Annotated in this window: 19 protein-coding genes, 1 tRNA gene and 1 pseudogene; 8 read left to right on the top strand and 13 right to left on the bottom strand. The window is 62.7% G+C overall.

The window, feature by feature from the left end; genetic code table 11:
• Nucleotides 1-26 precede the first annotated feature (26 nt).
• Complete coding sequence (locus ACKAMS_RS18360) at nt 27-2363, bottom strand: arylsulfatase (RefSeq protein ID WP_408989345.1); 2337 nt, start codon at nt 2361-2363, stop codon at nt 27-29.
• A gap of 205 nt (nt 2364-2568) precedes the next feature.
• Between ACKAMS_RS18360 and ACKAMS_RS18355 the strand changes: the two genes are divergently transcribed.
• Both ACKAMS_RS18355 and ACKAMS_RS18350 read left to right on the top strand, forming a co-directional pair.
• Entirely contained in the window at nt 2569-3237 is a 669-nt protein-coding gene (locus ACKAMS_RS18355) for a TetR family transcriptional regulator (protein WP_046379021.1), read from the top strand.
• 35 nt (nt 3238-3272) lie between these two features.
• Nucleotides 3273-4190, top strand: coding sequence for a TauD/TfdA family dioxygenase (locus ACKAMS_RS18350; protein ID WP_029255969.1), 918 nt, complete (start codon nt 3273-3275; stop codon nt 4188-4190).
• A gap of 1 nt (nt 4191) precedes the next feature.
• Here ACKAMS_RS18350 and ACKAMS_RS18345 read toward each other — a convergent pair whose 3' ends face one another.
• From ACKAMS_RS18345 to ACKAMS_RS18335, 3 genes are all read right to left on the bottom strand, one after another.
• Nucleotides 4192-5154: a formylglycine-generating enzyme family protein gene (locus ACKAMS_RS18345; protein ID WP_069146427.1), complete on the bottom strand. Its 963-nt coding sequence runs from the start codon at nt 5152-5154 to the stop codon at nt 4192-4194.
• A 79-nt stretch (nt 5155-5233) separates the two neighbouring features.
• Entirely contained in the window at nt 5234-6115 is an 882-nt protein-coding gene (locus ACKAMS_RS18340) for a glycosyltransferase family 2 protein (protein ID WP_197941839.1), read from the bottom strand.
• A gap of 67 nt (nt 6116-6182) precedes the next feature.
• Nucleotides 6183-6258 (bottom strand) — tRNA-Arg (locus tag ACKAMS_RS18335).
• Between the two features lie 242 nt (nt 6259-6500).
• Here ACKAMS_RS18335 and ACKAMS_RS18330 point away from each other — a divergent pair.
• Nucleotides 6501-7879: pseudogene (locus ACKAMS_RS18330) on the top strand (LLM class flavin-dependent oxidoreductase).
• A 9-nt stretch (nt 7880-7888) separates the two neighbouring features.
• Here the strand turns inward: ACKAMS_RS18330 and ACKAMS_RS18325 are convergent.
• The 5 genes from ACKAMS_RS18325 to ACKAMS_RS18305 all read right to left on the bottom strand — a co-directional run bounded on the left by ACKAMS_RS18325 (nt 7889) and on the right by ACKAMS_RS18305 (nt 12802).
• Nucleotides 7889-8905, bottom strand: coding sequence for a helix-turn-helix domain-containing protein (locus ACKAMS_RS18325; RefSeq protein WP_080945706.1), 1017 nt, complete (start codon nt 8903-8905; stop codon nt 7889-7891).
• A gap of 81 nt (nt 8906-8986) precedes the next feature.
• The gene (locus ACKAMS_RS18320; RefSeq protein WP_020908689.1) at nt 8987-9853 is read right to left on the bottom strand and encodes an acyl-CoA thioesterase II; all 867 of its coding nucleotides are present in this window, start codon (nt 9851-9853) and stop codon (nt 8987-8989) included.
• Nucleotides 9850-10674: a DUF1295 domain-containing protein gene (locus ACKAMS_RS18315; RefSeq protein ID WP_408989344.1), complete on the bottom strand. Its 825-nt coding sequence runs from the start codon at nt 10672-10674 to the stop codon at nt 9850-9852. Before ACKAMS_RS18315 ends, ACKAMS_RS18320 begins: the two co-directional genes overlap by 4 nt.
• On the bottom strand, nt 10671-11594 hold the full coding sequence (locus ACKAMS_RS18310) for an SDR family NAD(P)-dependent oxidoreductase (RefSeq protein WP_408989343.1): 924 nt from the start codon (nt 11592-11594) through the stop codon (nt 10671-10673). The genes ACKAMS_RS18315 and ACKAMS_RS18310 overlap by 4 nt, the downstream gene beginning before the upstream one ends.
• Nucleotides 11591-12802 carry an acetyl-CoA C-acyltransferase gene (locus tag ACKAMS_RS18305; protein WP_019744813.1) on the bottom strand — a complete coding sequence of 404 codons (1212 nt, stop codon included), beginning with the start codon at nt 12800-12802 and terminating at the stop codon, nt 11591-11593. Before ACKAMS_RS18305 ends, ACKAMS_RS18310 begins: the two co-directional genes overlap by 4 nt.
• 123 nt (nt 12803-12925) lie before the next feature.
• Between ACKAMS_RS18305 and ACKAMS_RS18300 the strand changes: the two genes are divergently transcribed.
• From ACKAMS_RS18300 to ACKAMS_RS18290, 3 genes are read left to right on the top strand one after another with little or no spacing between them, the layout of a single operon-like run.
• On the top strand, nt 12926-14158 hold the full coding sequence (locus tag ACKAMS_RS18300) for an acetyl-CoA acetyltransferase (protein ID WP_020970394.1): 1233 nt from the start codon (nt 12926-12928) through the stop codon (nt 14156-14158).
• 43 nt (nt 14159-14201) lie between these two features.
• A complete protein-coding gene (locus tag ACKAMS_RS18295) occupies nt 14202-15719 on the top strand; it encodes a carotenoid oxygenase family protein (protein WP_019744811.1) in 1518 nt (505 codons plus the stop codon).
• Nucleotides 15716-16447, top strand: coding sequence for a hypothetical protein (locus ACKAMS_RS18290; protein ID WP_020970393.1), 732 nt, complete (start codon nt 15716-15718; stop codon nt 16445-16447). Before ACKAMS_RS18295 ends, ACKAMS_RS18290 begins: the two co-directional genes overlap by 4 nt.
• Before the next feature lie 74 nt (nt 16448-16521).
• Here ACKAMS_RS18290 and ACKAMS_RS18285 read toward each other — a convergent pair whose 3' ends face one another.
• From ACKAMS_RS18285 to ACKAMS_RS18270, 4 genes are read right to left on the bottom strand one after another with little or no spacing between them, the layout of a single operon-like run.
• Entirely contained in the window at nt 16522-18150 is a 1629-nt protein-coding gene (locus ACKAMS_RS18285; protein WP_020970392.1) for a long-chain-fatty-acid--CoA ligase, read from the bottom strand.
• Complete coding sequence (locus ACKAMS_RS18280) at nt 18147-19202, bottom strand: hypothetical protein (RefSeq protein WP_020970391.1); 1056 nt, start codon at nt 19200-19202, stop codon at nt 18147-18149. The genes ACKAMS_RS18285 and ACKAMS_RS18280 overlap by 4 nt, the downstream gene beginning before the upstream one ends.
• Nucleotides 19199-19969 carry an SDR family oxidoreductase gene (locus ACKAMS_RS18275; RefSeq protein WP_020970390.1) on the bottom strand — a complete coding sequence of 257 codons (771 nt, stop codon included), beginning with the start codon at nt 19967-19969 and terminating at the stop codon, nt 19199-19201. The genes ACKAMS_RS18280 and ACKAMS_RS18275 overlap by 4 nt, the downstream gene beginning before the upstream one ends.
• Entirely contained in the window at nt 19966-20553 is a 588-nt protein-coding gene (locus ACKAMS_RS18270) for a nuclear transport factor 2 family protein (RefSeq protein WP_019744806.1), read from the bottom strand. Before ACKAMS_RS18270 ends, ACKAMS_RS18275 begins: the two co-directional genes overlap by 4 nt.
• Nucleotides 20554-20667: 114 nt before the next feature.
• Between ACKAMS_RS18270 and ACKAMS_RS18265 the strand changes: the two genes are divergently transcribed.
• Together ACKAMS_RS18265 and ACKAMS_RS18260 are read left to right on the top strand one after the other, a co-directional pair.
• Nucleotides 20668-21471, top strand: a complete 804-nt coding sequence (locus ACKAMS_RS18265) for an ABC transporter ATP-binding protein (RefSeq protein ID WP_020970389.1) — start codon at nt 20668-20670, stop codon at nt 21469-21471.
• Entirely contained in the window at nt 21468-22181 is a 714-nt protein-coding gene (locus tag ACKAMS_RS18260) for an ABC transporter ATP-binding protein (RefSeq protein WP_020970388.1), read from the top strand. The genes ACKAMS_RS18265 and ACKAMS_RS18260 overlap by 4 nt, the downstream gene beginning before the upstream one ends.
• The last annotated feature ends 1 nt before the right edge of the window (nt 22182 follow it).

The following is a 22182-nucleotide window of genomic DNA, read 5'->3' as shown; positions in this document are numbered from 1 at the left end:
ACAATCGGCGAGCGTCGCCTGTTCGATCAGTGCACGGCGAGTGAGATTTTCTCCCGTTCCTCCGCGGACACCACGTCGCGGGTGGAGCGTAAGTCGACCGTCACGCTGTTGAGTTTGCCGCCGTAGCGGAACGTGCCCGTGTCCGCGAACTCTTCCGCGACCGGGCTTCCCCGGTTGATGCCGACGTCGAGCTGTTCGTTCATGCTGAAGATCGCCCGAGTGGTCTTCTCGATCCGGCCCTCGGAGACCACCTCGTCGTCGACGCTCAGGGTTGCGGTTCCACCCTTGCCGATTCCGCCGCCGTCGTACTCGAAGTGGACGGACACCTCGCGTGCATCGGGTGCCAGCGGGTTGCGCCCACGCACGAAGGTCCGACCGCCGCCGCTGAAGTTGTAGCAGTAGACGGGGACGGAATCGAGTATGTACAAAGCGAATCCGCCGAACCGGCCACCGAGGCTGACCAGCATGCCGTCGGCGACGCTACCCAGACTTGCGGTCAGCGTGTACGAGCGGTTGAAGAACGTCGGCGCGGCTTTCTCGACCAGACCGTTCATGTGTGGGTACAGCGTGAGGGTCTTGCGGCCCATCATCGGATGCGGGGGTCGTGATTCCGCGGTGGCGTGGCGACCGACCGTTCTGTCGTCCAGCGGCAACACCTGATATTTGGCCGCCTCGACGAGGAACTTTTCCTTGAGCCGGGCCAGGATCTCGGGATGCTCGTCCGCGAGATCGCGGGCCTGCGACCAGTCGACCGAGGTGTCGTAGAGCTCCCAGCGGTCTTCGCTCATCGGTGTGAGCTCGAGGCCGTGAGTGGCCATCAGCCAGGGTGCGCGGTGGGCCGTGACTGCGGTCCAACCGTGATCGTAGATTCCGCGGTTGCCGAAGATCTCGAAATACTGTGTGGTGTGGCGCTCTTCGGCGTCGGGCTCGGCGAAGGTGTAGTTCATCGCCACGCCTTCCATCGGTTTCTGGGTGACCCCGTCGACGCTGGTCGGTGCCGGAATGCCGGCAGCTTCCAGGATTGTCGGCGTGATGTCGACGCAGTGATGCCATTGCTCCCTGATGCCTGGCTTGTCGATCCCCTTGGGCCAGTGGGCGATCAGACCGTTTCGGGTACCGCCGTAGTGCGACGCAACCTGCTTGGCCCACTGGTACGGGGTGTCGAGAGCCAGAGCCCACGACGCCGGATAGTGCGGGTAGCTGGTTTCGGTCCCCAATTCGTCGTAGCGCGCCAGTACGTCGGATGTCGCACTCTTGTAACCGTTGAGGCCGGCGAGGTAATTGAACGAGCCCTCCATGCCGCCCTCGGCGGAGGCGCCGTTGTCACCCAGCATGTAGAGCACCAGAGTGTTGTCGAGTACACCCATTTCCTGCAACCGGTCGACGAGCCTGCCTACCTCGTCGTCGGTGTGCTCGAGAAATGCCGCGTACAACTCCATCAAACGGGCCGAGACCTTCTTCTGGTCGTCGTCGAGTTCGTCCCAGTGCGGGAGCCCCGGAGCCCAGGGGGCCAACTCGGTGTCAGGAGCGACGACGCCCAGTTCCTTCTGCTTTTGGAGGGTGATCTCACGTTGGCGATCCCACCCGTGATCGAATTCGCCGACGTACTTGTCCAGGTAGCGGTCCGGGACCTGGAGTGGAGCGTGGCACGCGCCGAAGGGGAGGTAGCAGAACCACGGCTTGTCCGGGTCCATCGTGTTGACGCCCTCGACCCATTCGATCGCGTGGTCGACGAGATCTTCGGACAGGTGGTAACCCTCCTGTGGCGTCTTGGGTAAGTCGACCATCGTGAAGTCCTCGTAGAGAACCGGGGTGAACTGATCGGACTCGGCACCGAGAAAACCGTAGAACTTGTCGAAACCCTCACGGACCGGCCACCGATCGAACGGCCCGGCAGCGGTGGTCTCCCACGTCGGGGTCTGGTGCATCTTGCCGAAAGCGCCCGTCGCATAGCCGTTTCCCTGCAGGACGCGTGCGACCGTGGCGGCAGAGGCGGGACGGGTCCCGTTGTATCCCGGTGCCGCGTTGGCCATTTCGGAGATGACACCCATACCGACACTGTGGTGGTTGCGCCCGGTCAGTGTGGCGGCACGCGTCGGCGAGCACAGAGCCGTGGTGTGGAATCGGCTGTATTTCACGCCGGTTTCGGCCAAACGCTCGGCGGTGGGGGTGCGGCACGGGCCACCGAACGCGGAGGGTGCGCCGAATCCGACGTCGTCGATCATGATCAGCAGCACGTTCGGGGCCCCGGCCGGCGGGCGAAGCGGTTCCGGGCGGGTGTACGGGGGATTCTGATCGGGGTAGTACACGGCGGCCGCGACGTTCGGCGTCTCGGGAATGATCGGGATGGAATGGCGATTCACCAGCAGGCTCCTTGGCGTGTGCAAAACCGGGTCGATTAAGCAGTCGTCTTAATTTGGAGAGTATCGATCGGAATTCAGTTGGCGGCGTAGGTCTCGCTGACTGGGACAATCACCCCTGTGAGTGGTTAAGGAGTCCCTGCAGTCCCTAACCGCGCACAGGGGGTGGGCCTTGCGGAATTAAGACAGTGACTTATATGGTCGGTATATGCCCGCCTCGTTGGATGCCAAGAACGCCATGATCGCCGTCGCCGAGCGGATGTTCGCCGAGCACGGTATTCACGAAGTGTCCATGCGGGACGTGGCGACTGCGGCCGGACAGCGCAACAACTCTGCAGTTCAGTATCACTTCGGTGGGCGAGACGGTCTGGTACTGGCCGTATTCCGGCATCGGATGGATCAGATCAATGCAGCGCGACTGACGTATCTCGACGACGTCGACGCCAGTGGGCGGACCGACTTGGTCCGTGCTTTGGTCGAAGCCTTCCTGTACCCGCTGGCCGATTTCATGGCGACGGTCGACGGGTCCAACTATGCGCGGTTCATCGCGAGAATTTCACCGTCAGTGGATACACAGAGTGCTGAGTTTCGCGAGGTCAGTGAAGGAATCAACGAGGTTGTCGGCAGGTTGACGCGGGCATTGCCGCATCTGCCCCGCCGCGTCGCGGTTGAACGGATCGATCTGACGTTCAACATGAGCGTCTCTGCTCTGGCCATCTTCGAGCAGCGCCGCGAAGACGAAAACCCCGTTGTGCAGGCAGATTTCGATACGACGGTGGATCATCTGGTCGATCTCGCGGTAGGAGCGCTGACCGCGCCCCAAAGCACACACAAACGCACACGAGCAAAGCGGCTGCACGCGTCGACTGACGTGTGACCCCGCGACACGACACGACAGGACGGAGTCATTCGATGGCTACCCTTACATCATCACGAACAGTCCAAATCGGCAATCACACAATCGAATTCGGACCACGCGGAATGAGGCGCAATCCGGAAGGCGTTGAATCGAGGCCGTACGAGCGGTTCACTCTGACACCCGTCACACCGTTCATCGGTGCCGAGATCAGCGATATCGACTTGCGTGATCCGTCGGAGGAGCAGATCGAGGACGTGCGCCGGGCCCTCCTCGAATGGAAGGTCGTGTTCTTTCGGGACCAGCCGATTTCGAGCTTGAATCATCGTGACTTCGCGGCCCATTGGGGTGAACTCGAGGTTCATCCACTTCTCCCGCAGGGAGAGGTCCCGGCAGTCGTCAGATTCGAACGCGGAGAGGACAGTCCAGGAACGGAGAACATCTGGCACGTCGACGTCACCTGGACGAAGACGCCGCCGCTCGGTTCAGTACTTCGGGCGATCGACGTACCGCCTGCCGGTGGTGACACGCTCTGGGCCGATATGGGTAACGCCTTCGACTGCCTCCCCGACGAGATCAAGGACTTGATCGACGGCAAGGACGCCATCCACGATTTTGTGCCGTCCTTCGGACGCGGCATGAGCCCGGAGAAGTTGGAGCAGATGAAGGAGCAGTACCCGCCGGTTCTGCATCCGATGGTGCGTAAGCATCCGGAGACCGGGCGGAAGACGCTGTTCGTCAACAGCCTCTTCACCACCCACATTCCGGATATGGATCCTGTCGAAGGCAACGATCTGCTCAACCTGCTGTTCGCGCAGGTCAAGGTCCCGGACTTTCAGTGCCGCTTCAAGTGGGCGCCGAATTCCATTGCCTTCTGGGACAACCGGGCCACCCAGCACTACGCTGCGAGCGACTACTTCCCTCATCGCCGCGTCATGGAGCGGGTGGCCATCCTGGGGGACCGGCCCTTCTGATCTACTCCTGCGGAATGCGGATGATGCACCGGAAGCCGACGTGGCAGGTCGAGGACTCCTCGGATTCGCCCTGCCGCGCGGCAGGGCGATATCGCAAGCAGTAGTTCGGTGCACACAGATGTGAGCCGCCCTTGATCACCCGTCGTGCGTAGGGTTCGCCGGCCAAGGCCTCGGTGGCGAACTCCGCGCGGGGATTGCGAGGAATGCAGCACGACGAGGCCGGCGCGACGTTCTTGGAACTGTGGGCGTGGTCGGACGTGTAGTGATCGGCCGTCCATTCCCACACGTTCCCGGCCATGTCGAGCAGTCCGTAGCCGTTTGGCCGGAACTTTCCGACCGGAGCGGTGCGCTCGTACCCGTCCTCGAGGAGGTTCTCCCAGGGGAACTGGCCCTGCCACACGTTGCCACCGGGCCGCCCGCCCGGAGAGTCGTGATCGCCCCACACGTAGGCCTGGCGATCGAGTCCGCCGCGGGCGGCAAACTCCCACTCGGCCTCGGTCGGGAGTTCCTTGCCGGCCCACGCGGCGTAGGCCTGGGCGTCGAAGTACGACACGTGGGTGACGGGGTGCCGTTCACGTCCCCCGATGTTGCTGTCGGAGCCCTCGGGATGGCGCCAATCGGCGCCGGGAGTGAACGACCACCACCGGGTGTAGTCGTCGAGTGAAACCGGGCCGGGTGGCGAATTGAAGACCAACGATCCCGGGACGAGGAGGGCTGGATCGGCGTCGGGATAGTCGGCGGCATCCGGGGCGATTTCAGCAGTGGTGACGTGGCCGGTTGCCTTCACGAAGCGTCGGAACTCGGCGACTGTCACCGCCGTCGTGTCCATCCAGAATCCGTCGACGGTGACCTGGTGAACTGGGCGTTCTTCCGGATAGAAGTCTTCGGAGCCCATCCAGTACGTCCCACCCGGGATCAAAGACATGTTCTTCGGGGGAGTTGCCGTGGAGTGGGGCGTCGTCATGAATTCAAGAATGGCACGTTGGTCACGCCGATGAGGGGAGAGTCCCACCGAGTGCCCTCAACAATTACACGAAGGACATTTACACGGAGCGCCGAAAGGCCCCGTGCCGCAGCCCTCCGTAGATCAGTCCTAGATGTGCACCGACCTGGCGAGCCCAATACTGGCCAGAATTCCGTGACAGCGGCTTGAGGAAGACGGGATTCGCGACAGACAGAACCAGAAGCGGTCCAAGGCTGTCCCTGATCCGTATCCGGGGGCAACCCGCGGCGCGATACATCGAGCACACGCGTGCGGAGCCGGCGCCGAGTTTGAATGCTTGACGGAATGCGCTCTTGACGCCGGACCGAAGTCGATACGACACGAGGGGCTTCTGGACGTAGCCGAGGCTCAGGCCCGCCTGTTGCATCCTCCAGGAGAATTCGAGGTCCTCACTGGCGGAGAGTGATTCGTCCATCCCACCGACGGACAAGTAGGCAGACTTGCTGCACCCCATGCTGGCGCCGCTGACGTAGGGTAGAAACATCGACTGGCCTTGGCTGGACGCGGATGCGATCCCAGCTGCTTCTCGGGTCTTTTCATCGTTGAGCGAGTCCGTCTCGACAGCGGTACCCACGAGATCGTATCGAGCAGCTATTTCGGTCAGACCCGTCAGCCAATCGCGATGGACCGTGTCGTCAGCGTCACAGAAGGCGATGAAATCGCCACGCGCGTTGTCGACGCCCACATTTCTTGCATGCGATGCGCCCTGCACACTCGCCGCGGATACCCATTTGAGATCGAGATGATCTGTCAATGGATGTGATGCCACAAATTCCTCGAGGTGGTCCGTCGAACCGTTGTCGCTGACGATGACCTCGAACGGGTTCGGATAATCTTGCGCAGCCAATGCTTGCAACTGCGCATCGAGAGTGTCGATTGCGTTGTAGGTCGGGATAACTACTGAAACGAGTTGGGGCGACACTTTCCGAAACCTAGTGGACTGTCCGAATTCTTGCAATCGGAGCGCGCCGTAAGGCCGAAAACCGGTGTGGTGCCCTCGGCAGGATTCGAACCTGCGACCCTTCCTTTAGGAGAGGAATGCTCTATCCCCTGAGCTACGAGGGCGGGGAGCGTACCGACAAGTGCTGAAAACCCTGTGCTGCCGGGGTTTTCGCTTCCCGATACTGCTGTTGCATCCGATCGACCTGTCGGCACGAAGCCTCGGGCGTCACAGCTGCGCTAGTCAGTGTAGCGGCCCGCCGACGAGGTCGCGAAGTCGACGGTATCGCCGGGTGCAAGCAGGAGCCGAACCGATCGCACTGATCGCAATGGTGGTCACTGCGGTGCAGGCACGGCATGGTGCGGGAATGACCCGCAGAATCCGCTTCAACGCCTTTGCCATGAACTGCGTCGCCCACCAATCGCCAGGTCTGTGGCGTCACCCGGAGGACCAGTCGTCCAGGTACACGGATCTGAGGTACTGGACGGAATTGGCGAAGCTCCTCGAACGTGGACGATTCGACGGGCTGTTCCTGGCCGATGTGTTGGGAACATACGACGTGTACGGCGGCAATCACGACGCAGCGCTGCGGCAGGGCGCGCAGGTACCGGTCTCGGACCCGCTACTGCTGGCGTCGGCGATGGCTGCCGTGACCGAGCACTTGGGCTTCGGTATCACCGCAGGTACAGCTTTCGAGCATCCGTACCCGTTCGCTCGGCGCTTGAGCACCCTCGACCACCTGACGAACGGGCGAATCGGGTGGAACGTGGTCACCGGATACCTCCCGTCGGCCGCACGGAACATGGGCGAGGACGACCAACTCCAGCACGACGATCGCTACGACCACGCGGACGAGTACCTCGAAGTCCTCTACAAGTTGTGGGAAACGTCGTGGGAAGACGACGCGGTGGTGCGTGACAGAACCACCGGGGTCTACACGGACCCCTCCAAGGTTCATCCGATCGAGCACGAAGGCAAGCACTTCACGGTTCCGGGCATCCACATCTCCGAACCTTCTCCGCAGCGGACGCCGGTCATCTTCCAGGCCGGCGCGTCGCCACGCGGGGTTCGGTTCGCCGCCGAGAATGCCGAGGCGATCTTTGTGGGTGCACCGACAAAGGCGATTCTCAAAGACACCGTTGCCCGAATCCGAAACGAACTGACGAAGGTCGGGCGCGATCCGTACTCGGCCCGCATCTACACACTGTTGACGATCATCACCGACCGAACCCCCGAGTTGGCCCAGGCGAAGCTCGAGGACTACCGCAGCTACGCGAGTAGTGAAGGCGCACTCGTTTTCACCTCGGGGTGGATGGGAATTGATCTCTCCGGATACCGAGCGGACGAGCCGATCGGGAACGTCGAGAGCAACGCCATTCAATCCGCGGTCGCATCGTTTCGTCAGGCGGACGAGAAGGGCGGCGAGTGGACGGTGGGAGACATCGCGGAGTGGGCGGGTATCGGCGGGCTGGGCCCGATCGTCGTCGGTTCCGGCGAGGAGGTCGCCGACGAGTTGCAGGAGTGGGTCGCCGAGACCGACGTCGACGGCTTCAATCTCGCGTACGCGGTGACTCCTGGAACCTTCGAAGACATTGTGAGCATGTGATTCCGGAGCTGACGAGGAGGGGCGCCTACCAGAGCGACTACGAAGCGGGGACGCTGCGCAACAAATTGTTCGGGCGAGGGGACAGACTGCCGCTCGAACACCGAGGCCGGAGCTTCGACCGGATCCGCACTGCCGGCTGAGTGGGGATCTCAGGACCAGCCGGGCCCCGGCACGTGCACCGAGGTGGTGAGGTCGATCGCCTCGATGTCCGAAGACCTCAGTTCCTCACCACACGCACTACAACCCAGCCTTGCTTCGAACCGCTTTCCACACGCCTTGTGATGGAGAACGATGTCCGGACCGTCCGCGGATCTGAACCAGCGCTGACCCCACGAGATCATGCACATCACGACGGGGAAGTACGCGGTTCCCTTGTCGGTGAGTCGATACTCCGACCACTGTGGGCGATCCGGAAGCGGCCGCGTTTCCATCACACCGATCTCGGTGAGGTGCTTCAACCGATCGGCGACGATTGCCGGCGGCGCACCGGTGATCTCGGCGAACTCTCCGTAACGACGGGCACCTCGGAAAGCTGCCCCGATGATCGCTGCCGACCAGCGATTGCCGACGAGTTCCATCGTGTGAGCCAGGATTTCCGGTCGGCGTTCGGACTTGGTGGAGCGGCGCCTCGACGTTGCTTCGGGCACACTGCGTGAGAAGTCCCCACTCGGCCCCATTTGGGAGTCCAGGGATCGCACGTCGACGTCCTCGCCGCACTCCTTGCAACGCAGGATCGGAGTGAAGTCGTTTCCGCAGGTGCTGTGCCGTAGTGGCGGTAGTGGCGCGGTTTCATTCGGTGCCCACTGCTTCTCCCACGACCACATGGTGATGAGGACCGGCCAGATCGACTGGCCTTTGCGAGTGACCGAGTATTCGTGCCTCGGCGGGTTCTGCTGGTACTCCCGGCGCTCGAGCATTCCGCCGGCCGTCAGGACTGCCAACCGTGAGGACAGCACCGAGTTGGAGATTCCCCCGAGAGCCAGCCAGTCGTTGTATCGACGCGACCCCAAAAGGGCGAACCGCAGAATCCAGAGGTTCCACTCGTCTCCCAGTAGCCCGAGCGTGACCGCCAGTGCGTTGGGTCCGCCCGCAGGCAACTCGGTGACGCCCACCGACGGCGTGGGTGTCGGAGATCCGGCCGACGCCGAAGATCCGGTTGCATTCACTCGTACCACCCCGAAATCATAGGCCGCGAACCCTGCGGCACCGCGAGACCGTACCGAGTGGTCTGCAGAAAGAGTCGGGAATCACTCGATACGGGCAATGAGTAACGCTTCCTGGGTGATCTGGCAGATCTGGAGTCCGGACTGATCGAAGACCGCGGCATTCACGACTGCTCTGCCGGCATGAGCAGTGGGTGTCGAATGCTCGAAGAGGAGCCACTCGTCCGCTCGCACGGGACGCTGAAACCACATCGTGTGATCGAGGGACACGCCCGTCCAATCCGTATCGAGCGAGTGCTCCTGCCCGATGTCGTAGCCGTGCGGAGTCAGCGCGGTTGCCATCAGCATCAGATCACTGGCATAGGCGAGAGCAGCGACGTGAATCAGCGGATCGTCGCTCAGTCGCTGAGCCGAACGCATCCAGATGTTGCGTGGAGGCGCCGCCGAATGCGTCGTGGGGGACTGCGAATCGAGGGGGGACACACGAATCTCGATGGCGGAGAACTCCTCCCACACCTCGCCCAACCCGCCGTCTGCCTCGGCCAACTCCTGCAACGTCACGCACTCAGCGGGCGGGAGTGCGGCGGGTACGGCGCGACTGTGAGTGATGCCCTCGTCGATCGAGGAAGCAGAGACCGTCGAACGGCAGACGAGTCGTCCGTCCTGGTGGACGTCGACGCCTCTGGTGGACAGGCGTTTTCCATCCCGAAGGCGATCTACCGAGAACTCGGTTGCGCGATTCGTCGACCCCGGGCGAAGGAAGTGCGTGTGGACGGAACTGATCGCTTTGCCGTCGGTAACCGTGTGCCCGGCTGCGAGAATCGACTGGGCTACCAGTTGGCCGCCGAACAATTGAGGTAGACGAACACCGTCGTTCGACCCCTGCCACCGGTCCGGGCCGGTCGATTCCAGATCGAAGACGTCGGCGAGACCACTCGTGGGGGCGCTCACGACGCGTGGTTTCGTGCCGGACGGGGCGGACGGGGAAAGAAGCCACTGGTCCGGGCGACGTAGTCTTCGTAGGCCTGGCCTTTGCTCTTGCGCATGCCTCGTTCGAGCAAGGCCTTACCGCTGTAGCTCACCAGCAGTTTGATCATGACGATCGGCGAGACGATCGTGATCAGCGCCAATGGATCACCAAGTGCGAGGATGAACAGTCCGACCCAGACACATGCGTCACCGAAGTAGTTGGGATGCCGGGTCCAGGCCCAGAGTCCACGATCCATCACCATTCCTGAATTGGCCGGATCTGCCTTGAAGCGGGAAAGTTGGTAGTCACCAACCGATTCGAAGACGAAGCCGACGGTCCAGACTGCGATGCCGATCGCGCCGAGGACTCCGAGGGCGCCAAACTCGTACATCGCGAACTGGACCGGCAGCGACACCACGAGAATGAGAACGCCCTGGAGGCCGTAGATTTTGCGAATCAGGAACGGAACCAGCGGTCCCTGTTGATGTTTGAGCAGGGCAGTGTAGCGCTTGTCCTGCCCGTGCCCACGGTTTCGGAAACCGATGTAGAGGCCGAGTCGCATTCCCCACACCACGGTCAGTGCCAGCACCACGAGGCGACGCAGATCGTTGCCGTCCGATCCGATGGACGTCAGGTACGAGACGACGGCGACGACGGCGAAGCCAGGCCCCCAACAGATGTCGATGATCGAGTGATTGTTCATCCGGATGGCTACGGCCATCACGACTGCGATGAAGACGAGTACGGCGAGTGCGCTCACGCCGAAGTTCAGTGCAAGGTCGCCCAATGGGATGTCGGTCATGCGCGCGCTTTCTGATTGTGGTGGTCGAGCAGTTCGGAAGCGAAGTCCGCGAAGGCTTCCTGTGCGCTCGGATAGGTGTGAGGAGTGCCGAGCCGGCTGGTCACGAGCAGTGCGTCGAGCGCTTTGGCATCGAGTTCTGTGGTGGTGGGCAAGAATTCGGTCGAGCCCTCGACGGCGTCGGCCGAACGCACTCCGTTACCTGCCGTGACGATCACCTGCCCGTTGGTCGTGGACTCGGGATCGACGAGGGCAGTGACCACCGGGGCTACCAGGTCGGCACCCATGATGTCGATGAATCGTGGGTCCATTCCGGACTCGGTCATCTGCGTAGTGGCATAGGGCAGTACGACATTGGTGAACACATTGCGACTCGCGCCTTCGCCGGCCGCGGTGCGGCCCAGGGCGATGACGGCACCCTTACTGGCGGCGTAGGCGGACACGGTGGGTTCGCCGTGCAGTCCTGCGGTCGAGGCAATCATCACGATGCGGCCGAATCCGGCTTCGCGCATGACTCGGGAGGCTTCGGCGGCAACCAGCGCGGTCCCGACGACGTTTGTCGTGATGACGGTGCTGAGGTTCTCGGCGGTGGTGCGATGGAGCATCTGTGGACCGCTGACCGCGGCACTGGTGATGCAGAAGTCGAGTCGTCCGAACCGAGTGAGAGCCTCGTCCACCAACTTTCGGCCGACCTCGGGGTCGGTGACGTCGTCGTGGTTGGCGACGGCGTGGCCACCGGCTTCGAGGATTTCGTCGACGACCTGATCTGCAGGGCCCCGGCCGCTCGCGTCGAGTGTGCGATTTCGGTTGTTGACGATCACCGTGACCCCTCGGCTCGCGAGATGCAGTGCGACGGCACGGCCGAGGCCCTTACCCCCTCCCGTGACGACGGCAACGCGGCCCGAGAGTGAACTGGCGGTCACGAGGCGATCCGTTCGACGAGCACCGCGACTCCGACACCGGCGGCGCCGCTGACCGCGGCCACACCGTAGCGTCCGTCGCTCCGTACCAGTTCGTCGACGCACGCGCCGACGAGAATTGCTCCGGTGGCGCCGAATGCATGGCCCATCGCCATCGTGCCTCCGTTGGGGTTCATGCGGTCCGGCCCGGCGTCAAGATCGCGGCGGAACCGTAGGCAGAGCGCGGAGAAGGCCTCTGCGAACTCGAACACGTCGATGTCCTGTGGACGAAGCCCGGCTCGAGCGATGACTGCCTCCACGGCGCTCTGGCCCGCAGTGAGCATGAGAACCGGATTCACCGAAGTCGAGGCGGATCCGATGATCCGTGCGCGAGGGGTCAGGCCGGCTCTGGCCGCGGCTTTCTCGGATCCGAGGAGTAGTAGTGCTGCGCCGTCGGCCATGGCGGGAGAGGATCCGACGGTGTGCAGGTGTTCGATCTTGCCGACCTCAGGGTAGGCGGCGAGCGCGAGTGCATCCTGACCGGCGGCGCCGAGCCCTTCGAAGGCCGGAGGCAGCGCTGCGAGTCCCTCTGCCGTCGTCTCTGCCCTGACCAGTTCGTCGTGCGCGATTCCGGCTTCACCATTTCTGCCGGGAACTGGCACAACGGACCGCTCGAATGCGCCGTTGCGCCAGGCCTCGGCAGCCTTGTGCTGGGTTTCGACGCCGTACGCATCCAACTCGTCGCGGGAGTACCCCTCGATCGTGGCATTCAAGTCGGCGGCAACACCCATATGGATGGAGCCGATCTGCGCGATGGTTGCCGGGTCGGTCCACAGCGGTCCGCGATCACTGAACATCGGAGTGCGGGAGACGCTTTCGACGCCACCGGCCACGACGAGGGACACGTCGTCGCTGCGAATGCGGGCTGCGCTCTGGCCGACTGCGTCGACGCCCGATGCGCAGAAACGATTGAGGGTCGCGCCGGGAACGGAATCGCCCCAACCGGCAAGGAGTGCGGCAGTTCTCGCGATGTTCGCGCCCTGCTCGTCCACCTGCGATGCGCAACCGAGAACGACGTCGTCGATCTGCTCTGCGGCGAGGTTCGTTCGACCCTGCAAAGCCTTGGCCAGGTGGACGACAAGATCGACTGGGCTGTGTTCGTGGAGGGCACCTCGCGTCGATGCTCGGCCGCGCGGTGTGCGCACGTAGTCGAGGACAAAAGCATCAGTCATTTTCAACCCTTCAATTAGTAGAGTTACTCTGCTAGTTGTAGTACGGTTGCGATGAAATTACAACCGCCGATGCACGGGCATCTCGGTGACGTCACCGATGCCGGATCGGCAAGGGGAGAGGTCATGACTGTTTCGAACATTTGGATTCTCGGCGGGTATCAATCCGACTTCGCACGGAACTTCACCCGCGAGGGACTCGATTTCGCGAACCTTGCCGAAGAGGTGGCGAACCACACCCTGGCCGCGGCGAAGGTTCCTGCCACCGACATCGAGGTGATCCACGTCGGTAATGCCTTCGGTCAATTGTTTGCCGGCCAAGGTCAGCTGGGTGCGATGCCCGCCACCGTGCATCCAGATCTATGGGGTGTGCCCTCGTCCCGGCACGAGGCGGCGTGCGCATCGGGCAGTATCGCTGTACTTGCGGCGATGGCAGACCTGCGCGCCGGCAACTACGACGCGGCTCTGGTGATGGGTATCGAACTGGAGAAGACGGTTCCGGGTGATGACGCGGCCGGACATCTGGGCGCTGCAGCCTGGGTCGGACACGAAGGTCAGGAAGCAAAATTCATGTGGCCGTACATGTTCGATCGTGTTTCGAAGGAGTACGGGCGGCGCTACGGGATCGACGAATCTCACCTTCGCGCGATCTCGCAGATCAATTTCGCGAACGCGAAGAACAACCCCAATGCACAGACACGCGGTTGGGCGGTACCCGATCTGCTCGGGAATGCAGGCGGCGACGACGCCACCAATCCTGTTGTGGAAGGTGGTGTTCGACGATTCGATTGCAGCCAGGTGACCGACGGTGGCGCCGGGGTTGTGCTGGTGACGGACAAGTACCTCCGTGAGCACCCGGGTGCTGCGGCGACTCCGCTGGCCCAGATCGCGGGCTGGGGTCACCGGACTGTTGGTTTAGGTCTCGAGCAGAAGCTGGCCCGCGACGCCGATAATCCCTACGTGATGCCACACGTTCGGGATGCGGTGATGGGTGCCTTCTCCCGGGCCGGAGTCGACCTGGCCGGGATAGACGGGATCGAAACACATGATTGTTTCACGGCGAGTGAGTATCTCGCGATCGACCACATCGGTCTGACCGCGCCCGGCGAGTCGTGGAAAGCCATCGAGAGTGGTGACATCGCCATGGGCGGCAAGCTACCGATCAACCCCAGCGGCGGTCTGATCGGCGGTGGTCATCCGGTGGGTGCCAGTGGTGTTCGAATGCTTCTCGATGCGGCCCATCAGGTGACGGGAAAGGCCGGCGGTTTCCAAGTCGAGGGTGCGAGCCGCTTTGCGACGCTCAACTTCGGTGGAAGTACGGCCACCACCGTCAGTTTTGTCGTCGACGCAGTTTCCTGAAAGTGCAGCCCAGCCTTTCCCCATCAGTCGAAAAGAGAATTCCATGGACGTCGAAATCGTAGGCAAGTTGTTGTCCACCCTTCCCGCCGATGACGATCACCCGTATCGCACCGGCCCGTGGCAACCCCAGACCACCGAGTTCAAAGCGGACAACCTCGAAGTCGTATTCGGTGAGGTTCCGAAAGACCTCGACGGTGTCTACCTGCGCAACACCGAGAATCCGCTCCATCCCTCGATGAAGGCTTATCATCCCTTCGACGGCGACGGAATGATTCACATCGTGGGCTTTCGTGACGGAGAGTCGTTCTACCGCAATCGATTCGTACGGACTGACGGGTTGGCGGCCGAGCAGGATGCCGGCGGAGCCTTGTGGGCCGGACTCGCCGAGTCTCCCAAACTCAGTCGCCCCGAGGGCGGCAAGGGTGCGCGCACCCGGATGAAGGACGCGTCCAGCACCGACGTCGTCGTTCACCGGGGGACTGCTCTCACCAGCTTCTACCAGTGCGGAGATCTGTATCGTCTCGATCCGATGTCGGCGGAGACACTCGGAAAGGAAAGCTGGAACGGCAAGTTCCCCTTCGAATGGGGTGTGTCCGCGCATCCGAAGGTGGACGACAAGACCGGAGAAATGCTGTTCTTCAACTACAGCAAGGAAGCGCCGTACATGCACTACGGCGTCGTGGACTCGGCCAACGAGTTGGTCCACTACGTCGACGTCCCGCTTCCCGGTCCGCGGTTGCCACACGACATGGCCTTCACGGAGAACTACGCGATCCTCAACGACTGCCCCTTGTTCTGGGATCCGGTTCTACTGGAGAAGGGCGCGCACGTCGCGAATTTCCATCCCGATATCCCGCTCCGTCTCGGAGTCATCCCACGCCGCGGAAACACCGCTGACATCAAGTGGTTCGAGGCCGATCCGACCTACGTCCTGCACTTCGTGAACGCCTACGAAGAGGGGGACGAGATTGTTCTGGACGGTTTCTACCAGGGTGATCCGGAGCCGTCGGACAACGGTATGGGCAATCAGTGGGAGCGCGCCTTCCGTTTCCTCGCTCTCGATCGCATGCAGACCCGGCTTCACCGCTGGCGTTTGAACCTGGTCACCGGAGCCACGCGTGAAGAGCAACTCAGTGACTCGATCACCGAATTCGGCATGATGAACGGCAATTTCGCGGGTGAGAAGTACCGATACGCCTATGCGGCTTCTGGTAAGCCGTCGTGGTTCCTGTTCGACGGCTTGGTCAAACACGACCTGCTGACGGGGAACGAGGAACGATTCTCCTTCGGTGACGGCGTGTATGGAAGCGAGACCTCGATGGCACCACGCGTGGGTGGTACCGCCGAAGACGACGGCTATCTCATCACGTTGACCACCGACATGAACGAGGACGCGTCCTTCTGCCTGATCTTCGACGCTGCCCGCGTCGGAGACGGACCATTGTGCAAACTTCGCCTTCCCGAACGGATTTCGAGTGGCACCCACTCGACGTGGGCGCCGGGTGCCGAGCTCCGACGCTGGCAGAGTGCCGACACCGCAGCCGAAGCGGTCGGACTGTGACGGACACGCACGACGCGGGCACGTGGGAGATCCTGCGGCAGGTGGTGATCGGTGCACGAGACCTGGACAAGACCGGTCAACAATTACGTGAAGCGTTGAATCTGGCACCAGGATTCGCAGATCCACTGCTCGAAGACATCGGTTTGGCCGACGAGACCTTGGCCGTCGGGCCGCAGGCATTTCTCGAGATCGTCGCACCGCTCGACGAGACGGTCTCGCTGGCGAGATGGATCCGCAAGGGCGGAGGGGAGGGCGGCTATGCACTCTCGATCCAGGTTTCGAACATCGAGCCCTATCTGGAACGTGCAGCTGCGGCCGATGTTCGGACGGTGGCCGATCTGGAGGCCTACGGTCACCGGATCGTCCAACTTCATCCCGGTGATCTCGGACTGCTCGTAGAACTCGACGAGATTCCCGACGCCGACGAGTGGTTCTGGGACCAGACGGAGAAGGAGGTTTCCCTCGATCCACGGGTCGACGACATTCTCGGCGTCGACGTGTCCTCTCCCGATCCGGCCAAGACGGCGGCGCTGTGGGCCGAAGTGTTCGGCAAGAAACTGGATTCGGCGCGATCACTCTCGATTGCGCTGGGGTCGCGCGCCGTGTCGTTCGTTCCGGGCGAGCGGTCGATGCTCAGTGCGGTCGATCTGGCGGCGTCGATCGGAGCGAACACCGTCGAGCCCGGCCTGATCGTCGGCGGCGTCGAATTCCGGATTCACCCAGGCTGAGCGAGCTTCACATCGAACGACAGAAATCGGGGCCGATCGCTCAACGCGACCGGCCCCGAATTCTTGTCATGGACTCAAGCGAAGTCCTGTCGCAGACGAGTCTTGAGAAGCTTCCCACTCGCGTTGCGTGGCAGTTCCTCGATGAACTGAACTGCACTGGGGCACTTGAAGTGCGCCAGTCGCTCGCGTGACCACTCGATGATCTCCGCTTCGGTGACAGCCGAATCGCCGGAACGAACGACCACCGCAATGGGAGTCTCACCCCACCGATCGGAGTGAACGCCGACTACCGCGACCTCCCGGATGCCGGGGTGGCCGGAGAGAACGCTCTCCACCTCGGCGGGATAGACGTTCTCACCGCCGGAGACGATCATGTCCTTGAGGCGGTCGTGGAGGTAGAGATACCCGTCCTCGTCGAACGATCCGCCGTCTCCTGTTCGGAGCCAGTCGCCGTCCAACATGGTGGCCGCAGTGGCTGCCTCGTTGCGCCAGTAGCGCCTCATGACGTGAGCGCCGCCGATGACCACCTCGCCGCGAGTACCGACCGGGACGTCTTCGAGCGTCACGGGATCGACGATGCGGATGGGTACGCCGAACATCGGTTGCCCGACGGACTTCAACCGATGCGCGGTCGACTCGTCGGTCGCCCGATGATCTTCGGGGGTCAGCATGGTGACGCCGCCAGTCGACTCGGTGAGTCCGTAGGCCTGCAGGAAACTGCATCCGAAAACCTTGGTGGCGTCCTGTAACAGGGGTAGCGGCATGGGCGCCGCTCCGTAGACCAGGAACTGCAGGGCACTCCAATCCGCCTCGCGTACAGCAGGAAGGGAGGTGAGGACGCTGATCACCGCGGGAACAGCGACCGCATGAGTCACCCGGTACTCCTGCATCAGCGCCACCAGCTCCAGCGGACCGGCGATGGTCTTGAGAAGTAGAGCGCCACCGCCGAGCGTCGTGACGAGAGCGAGACCCAGCCCCGCCACATGGAAGAACGGGACCGGGCACATGGCCACGGAATCGGTGTCGAGATCGAGCAGGTGATACATGGTCGCGAGGGCGCGGCCGAGGTTCGCGCCGGTGAGTTCGATTCCCTTGGGGTGGCCGGTGGTTCCCGACGAGTAGAAGATCAGCGCGGTATCGTCGGGAAGGCGTGACACTCCTGGGTCGTCGTCCCCTGCACCGGAGAGCCAGTCGTTCCACGAGACCGAGTTTGCGGAACCGTCCACCGTGACGACGGTCCGGACGCTACCGACCGCCGCGGCGACGTCGGAGAGGCCCTCATCGCCTGCTCCGAGTACGACGACGGTCGGCTCGCTGTTGCTCAGGATGTAGTCGACCTCGCCCGGTGCCAGCCGATTGTTGACGGCCGTCAGAATCGAGCCCATCTTCGAAGATCCGTACAGGACGGAGAGGAAAGACGGTGCATTGGCGCCGATGTACGCCACCCGGTCACCTGTTCGAACACCATCGCGTAGAAGTGCATTCGCGACACGATTTGCTTCGATGTCCAGCTCGCGGAAACTGGTACGGCCGTCATCGGAGATGACGGCGGTGCTCTCCGGACTGGCAATCGCCCGGCTGCGCAGCAAGTCTTCGAGATTCTGCACGGGGCGACCATCGGGTAGGAGCGCGTTCACAGAAGGTTCGCGGGTGGCGGGTTCACGGGTGGCAGTCGAACCTACGGCCGTCGGCTGAGTGGTCATGCTGAATGCTCCAATCTGAAGGGGGCAAAGACAGGGGGTTCGAAAATGCCTGTGGGAGCAGCGAGTACATGCTCGACGGCGCGTAGTGCCGGGCCCGCAGTGATGAACTGACCGGCGGTTGTCCGGCTGTTCGGATCTTGTGGTTCGACGAGATTGACGGTCATCACGATCTCGGGTTTGCCGTACAGGTGGACTTCCCACTGATCGCGCCCCGCGTATTCCTCACGATCGGGTTCCATGGTCCAGATGATGGCCAGAGTGAGGAACTGCTTTCTATCGACCATTGCGTGCCAGCGCCATTCGGTGGTTCCGACGGTTCCGGCGGCGATGCGTCCGGCGGCCACGTCGAGATCCGTTCGCGCCGCAACGACCCTGTGATCGGATACGACCTCGTCGTAGGTGATCCCCAGACGTTCGCACATGAACGCGATGGTCTCCAGATACAGCGACGCGTACAGCGAGGGCAACGGCCCGGTTCCGTCCAGTTCCTCCGGGGGCGAGCCCATTCCCATGACGGTGAATGCGAAGTCGGGGTCAGGCATGCCGCGAGCGTCGAGCACCTCGTCGATCGTGATGCGGTCCAGTTCGATCGATGTTCCCGTCAGAGCCAACGCCAATCGCTCACCGATGACGCCCGGGCTCACTCCGACGCCGAAGAGCGTCGAATCGCCTTCCTTACATGCTTGGGCGAACATGCGCTCGCGCTCGGTGCCGTGTGCGCGGGGGAAGTGCTGCCCGGCCGTCGTGATCACGTTGATCCCGGCGCGCAGCAGACGGCACAAATCGTCGTCGTGGCGTTCGTACGGAATCTGCAAACGCGGACTGTGGATGAGAACCTGGGGGCGCGAGCGGATGATCTCGTCCACGTCGCGTGTGGCGATCACGCCCGTCGGCGCGCGTCTGGCTATGTCGCCGGCATCGCGCCCGGCCTTGGCATCGCTGTAGACGTACAGGCCGACCAACTCGAGGTCGGGACGATCGATGATTCCGCGGAGCGCGGTCTTGCCGATGGCGCCGGTCGCCCACTGGGCAACACGAATCGGATCGCTCATGATCGAGTGGTCAGTTCGCCGGCGAAGAGGAGCTTGCCCAGTCCGCGTTCGTACCGAATCGGGTCTCGAGCCAGACGCGCACGGGCGTCGATTGCCATGAAATCGGTGTCGCACGTCCACTCGCCGCGTTGCATGGCGGCGAGTCCGGTCGCGGCGATGTCGAGGGGATTTTCCTTGTGGCCCTGCACGTGTGAAGCCATGCGGGTGTCGACACTGCCGACGATCAACGAGGTGACGGTGATGCCGTGCGGTTCGAGTTCGGCACGGGCGATGCCACCGAGCGACAGAGCAGCCGCCTTGGCCGGTGAATAGCCGCCCATGAAGGCGGTTGGTGCGATTGCGGCGACTGACAAGACGTTGACTATCGATCCTCCGCCGCGGGCGGCGAGGACCGGCGCGAAGGCTCGGATCATCGTCAGCGGTCCGAAGTAGTTGACCTCCATCTCGGCTCGAGCGGCCTCTCGGTCGTCGGCCTCGATCAGCCGATTCCCGGTGAACAGCCCGGCGTTGTTGACGACGACCGTGGTGTCACCGCACGCCCCGGCGGCAGTGTCGACGAGTCCTGGATCGGTGACGTCGAGTTCGACGATGTGCGCACCGGTGGCTCGGAGTTCGGCCGGCACCTCGTCGGGATTTCTCACCCCCGCATAGATTTTGGCTGCGCCCATCAACTTCGCCTGTTGGACGAAGGCCAACCCGAGGCCTCGATTGGCGCCGGTGACGAGGACGGTCGCACCCTCGACCGGAGTTCCGCGAAAGGTTGTCATGAGTTCTCCTGTGTCTGTCGGGTGTAGATGAGGTCGTCGGGGAATTTCTTGCTCTTCTTCAATGACGTTTCAGGCGCGAGCATCCCGAAGATCCAGCCTTCGGCTGTGGCCATGTCGTGGTTCCAGTCCCACCGCAGTGCGCGGTGGCGGATTCCCCACCTGCCGTCCTCGAAACCGAAGCGGTCGATCAGGCGCGCCGCGGTGAGTGTGTCGGCTATGCCGTCCGAGGTCTTGATTCGTGCGAAGGCAAGCACGTAGGACTCGACGTGTGCTGTATCCCCGTCGAGTTCGACCAAGACGTTGGTCATTGCGTGGGTGGTCAGCGATCGTGGGTGGGTGATGGCCCCGGCGATGTGGTCGATGTAGTCGTCGGCGGTGCCGGTGAAGACACCCCCGTGGTCTTCGGTTGCGCCGGGCAGATAACACCGCCTGGCGTCCTCGACGTCGCCGCGGTCTGCGGCTCGGAGGAAACGAGCCAGAACCTCGTAGATTTCCTGCTTGGCGACGAGAGCGTCGACCGGGCTGTAGTCCCTGACGTCTGGGCCCCCGCCGCTGTCGACTGCGTGAATGTTGTTGGACCTCACGATGATGTCCCTTCTCGGCTCCGGATCGGGGGCCGCACGTTGACGGAGTGCCTCTGTTTACTGTAGTAATCTCTATCACACTGTTAATTGAAGTGTCACGAGGAGGTGAAACCAATGCTTGGAAACACACCACCCGCACAACCTGGGAATGCACCGGTCGTACTCACGCTTTCCGATGTGTCGATCGAATTCGGCGGAGTCACGGCTCTCGACGCCGTCGGCTTCGACGTCCGCGCGGGACAGATCTGCGGACTCATCGGGCCGAACGGCGCTGGTAAGACCACGCTGTTCAACTGCATCACAAGGATTTACGAACCGAGTCGCGGTGTCATCACCTGGCAAGGAACCGACCTGTTGGGATTGCGTCCCTATGCGTTGGCATCTGCAGGAATCGCTCGAACTTTTCAGAATCTCGCGCTGTTCGGCGGCATGAGTGTCTTCGACAACACCATGGTCGGTGGATCGTCGCGAGGTCGCTTCGGGCTCGCGAGTGGGCTTCTCGGCCTGCCTCCGGCGCGTGCCCGAGTCCGAGAACTTCGAGAGAAGGCCTGGTACCTGCTCGAACGTCTCGAACTCGTCGACGTCGCGAATGCACCCGCGTCCGGTCTACCGTTCGGAACTCTCAAGCGTGTCGAACTGGCACGGGCATTGATGTCCGAGCCCTCGCTGCTTCTGCTGGACGAACCTGCCGGCGGGCTCACGCACAGTGAAGTCAAAGAACTGGGAGAACTGATCGTCTCGCTCCGCGACGACTTCGGCTTCGGCGCGCTTCTGGTCGAACACCACATGGGATTGGTGCTCGGGATCTCCGATCACGTTGTCGCCCTGAACTTCGGCCACAAAATTGCCCAGGGAACCCCGGCGGAGATCCAGCAGGACGACGCCGTGATCAACGCATATCTGGGGCGTGCGGCATGACCCTGCTGAGCGTCGACGATCTGCATGCCGGTTACGGGCGAGGCAATGTACTGCACGGGATTTCGCTCGACGTGGAACCCGGCGGGGTCGCTGTCGTTCTCGGCGCGAACGGTGCAGGCAAGACCACCATGATGCGCGCGCTTGCCGGATTGATCCCGCATCAGGGAACGATCACCTTCAACGGTTCGCCGTTGGGATCCAAACCTGAACGCGCCGTGGCCGCCGGCGTCAGCCTTGTCCCACAGGGCCGCGGAACTCTCGGTCAACTGTCGGTGCGTGACAACCTGCTCGTCGGCGCTGCCCTTCGTAAGGACAAGGCGGAGATCGAAGCCGACATCGAGCGGTGGTGTGAGACATTCCCCGTGCTCGCGAGGAGGTCCACACAGTTGGCCGGTTCGCTGTCAGGCGGTGAACAGCAGATGCTCGCGGTCGCACGGGCATTGATGAGCCGTCCCACCCTTCTTTTGTGCGACGAACCGAGCCTGGGGCTGGCGCCCATCGTCATTGCCGAATTGTTCGACACGCTCGGTGCGATCAACCGCAGCGACGGAACTGCACTGCTGATCGTGGAACAGAACGCCGATCTCGCGATGAAACTCGCGTCGAAGGTCTTCCTGCTCGACGTAGGCACCATCGTCGCTGCCGGAACGCCCGAGGAATTTCGTTCCGACGACGTCGTGCGCAGCGCTTACCTCGGGTACCAGGAGTAAA

Source organism: Rhodococcus sp. 5A-K4 (assembly GCF_046097995.1).
GTDB classification, from domain to species: Bacteria; Actinomycetota; Actinomycetes; order Mycobacteriales; family Mycobacteriaceae; genus Rhodococcus_F; species Rhodococcus_F erythropolis.
Note: the sequence above shows the minus strand (reverse complement) of the source record. Positions and strands in the feature narration are given on the sequence as shown.

Excerpts from the sequence above, each read along its gene's own strand:
- ACKAMS_RS18260 (WP_020970388.1), top strand. The coding sequence starts at position 21,468 with ATGACCCTGCTGAGCGTCGACGATCTGCATGCCGGTTACGGGCGAGGC.
- ACKAMS_RS18295 (WP_019744811.1), top strand. The coding sequence starts at position 14,202 with ATGGACGTCGAAATCGTAGGCAAGTTGTTGTCCACCCTTCCCGCCGAT.
- ACKAMS_RS18355 (WP_046379021.1), top strand. The coding sequence starts at position 2,569 with ATGCCCGCCTCGTTGGATGCCAAGAACGCCATGATCGCCGTCGCCGAG.
- ACKAMS_RS18350 (WP_029255969.1), top strand. The coding sequence starts at position 3,273 with ATGGCTACCCTTACATCATCACGAACAGTCCAAATCGGCAATCACACA.
- ACKAMS_RS18345 (WP_069146427.1), bottom strand. The coding sequence starts at position 5,154 with ATGACGACGCCCCACTCCACGGCAACTCCCCCGAAGAACATGTCTTTG.
- ACKAMS_RS18275 (WP_020970390.1), bottom strand. The coding sequence starts at position 19,969 with ATGACAACCTTTCGCGGAACTCCGGTCGAGGGTGCGACCGTCCTCGTC.
- ACKAMS_RS18300 (WP_020970394.1), top strand. The coding sequence starts at position 12,926 with ATGACTGTTTCGAACATTTGGATTCTCGGCGGGTATCAATCCGACTTC.
- ACKAMS_RS18285 (WP_020970392.1), bottom strand. The coding sequence starts at position 18,150 with ATGACCACTCAGCCGACGGCCGTAGGTTCGACTGCCACCCGTGAACCC.
- ACKAMS_RS18280 (WP_020970391.1), bottom strand. The coding sequence starts at position 19,202 with ATGAGCGATCCGATTCGTGTTGCCCAGTGGGCGACCGGCGCCATCGGC.
- ACKAMS_RS18305 (WP_019744813.1), bottom strand. The coding sequence starts at position 12,802 with ATGACTGATGCTTTTGTCCTCGACTACGTGCGCACACCGCGCGGCCGA.
- ACKAMS_RS18315 (WP_408989344.1), bottom strand. The coding sequence starts at position 10,674 with ATGACCGACATCCCATTGGGCGACCTTGCACTGAACTTCGGCGTGAGC.
- ACKAMS_RS18265 (WP_020970389.1), top strand. The coding sequence starts at position 20,668 with ATGCTTGGAAACACACCACCCGCACAACCTGGGAATGCACCGGTCGTA.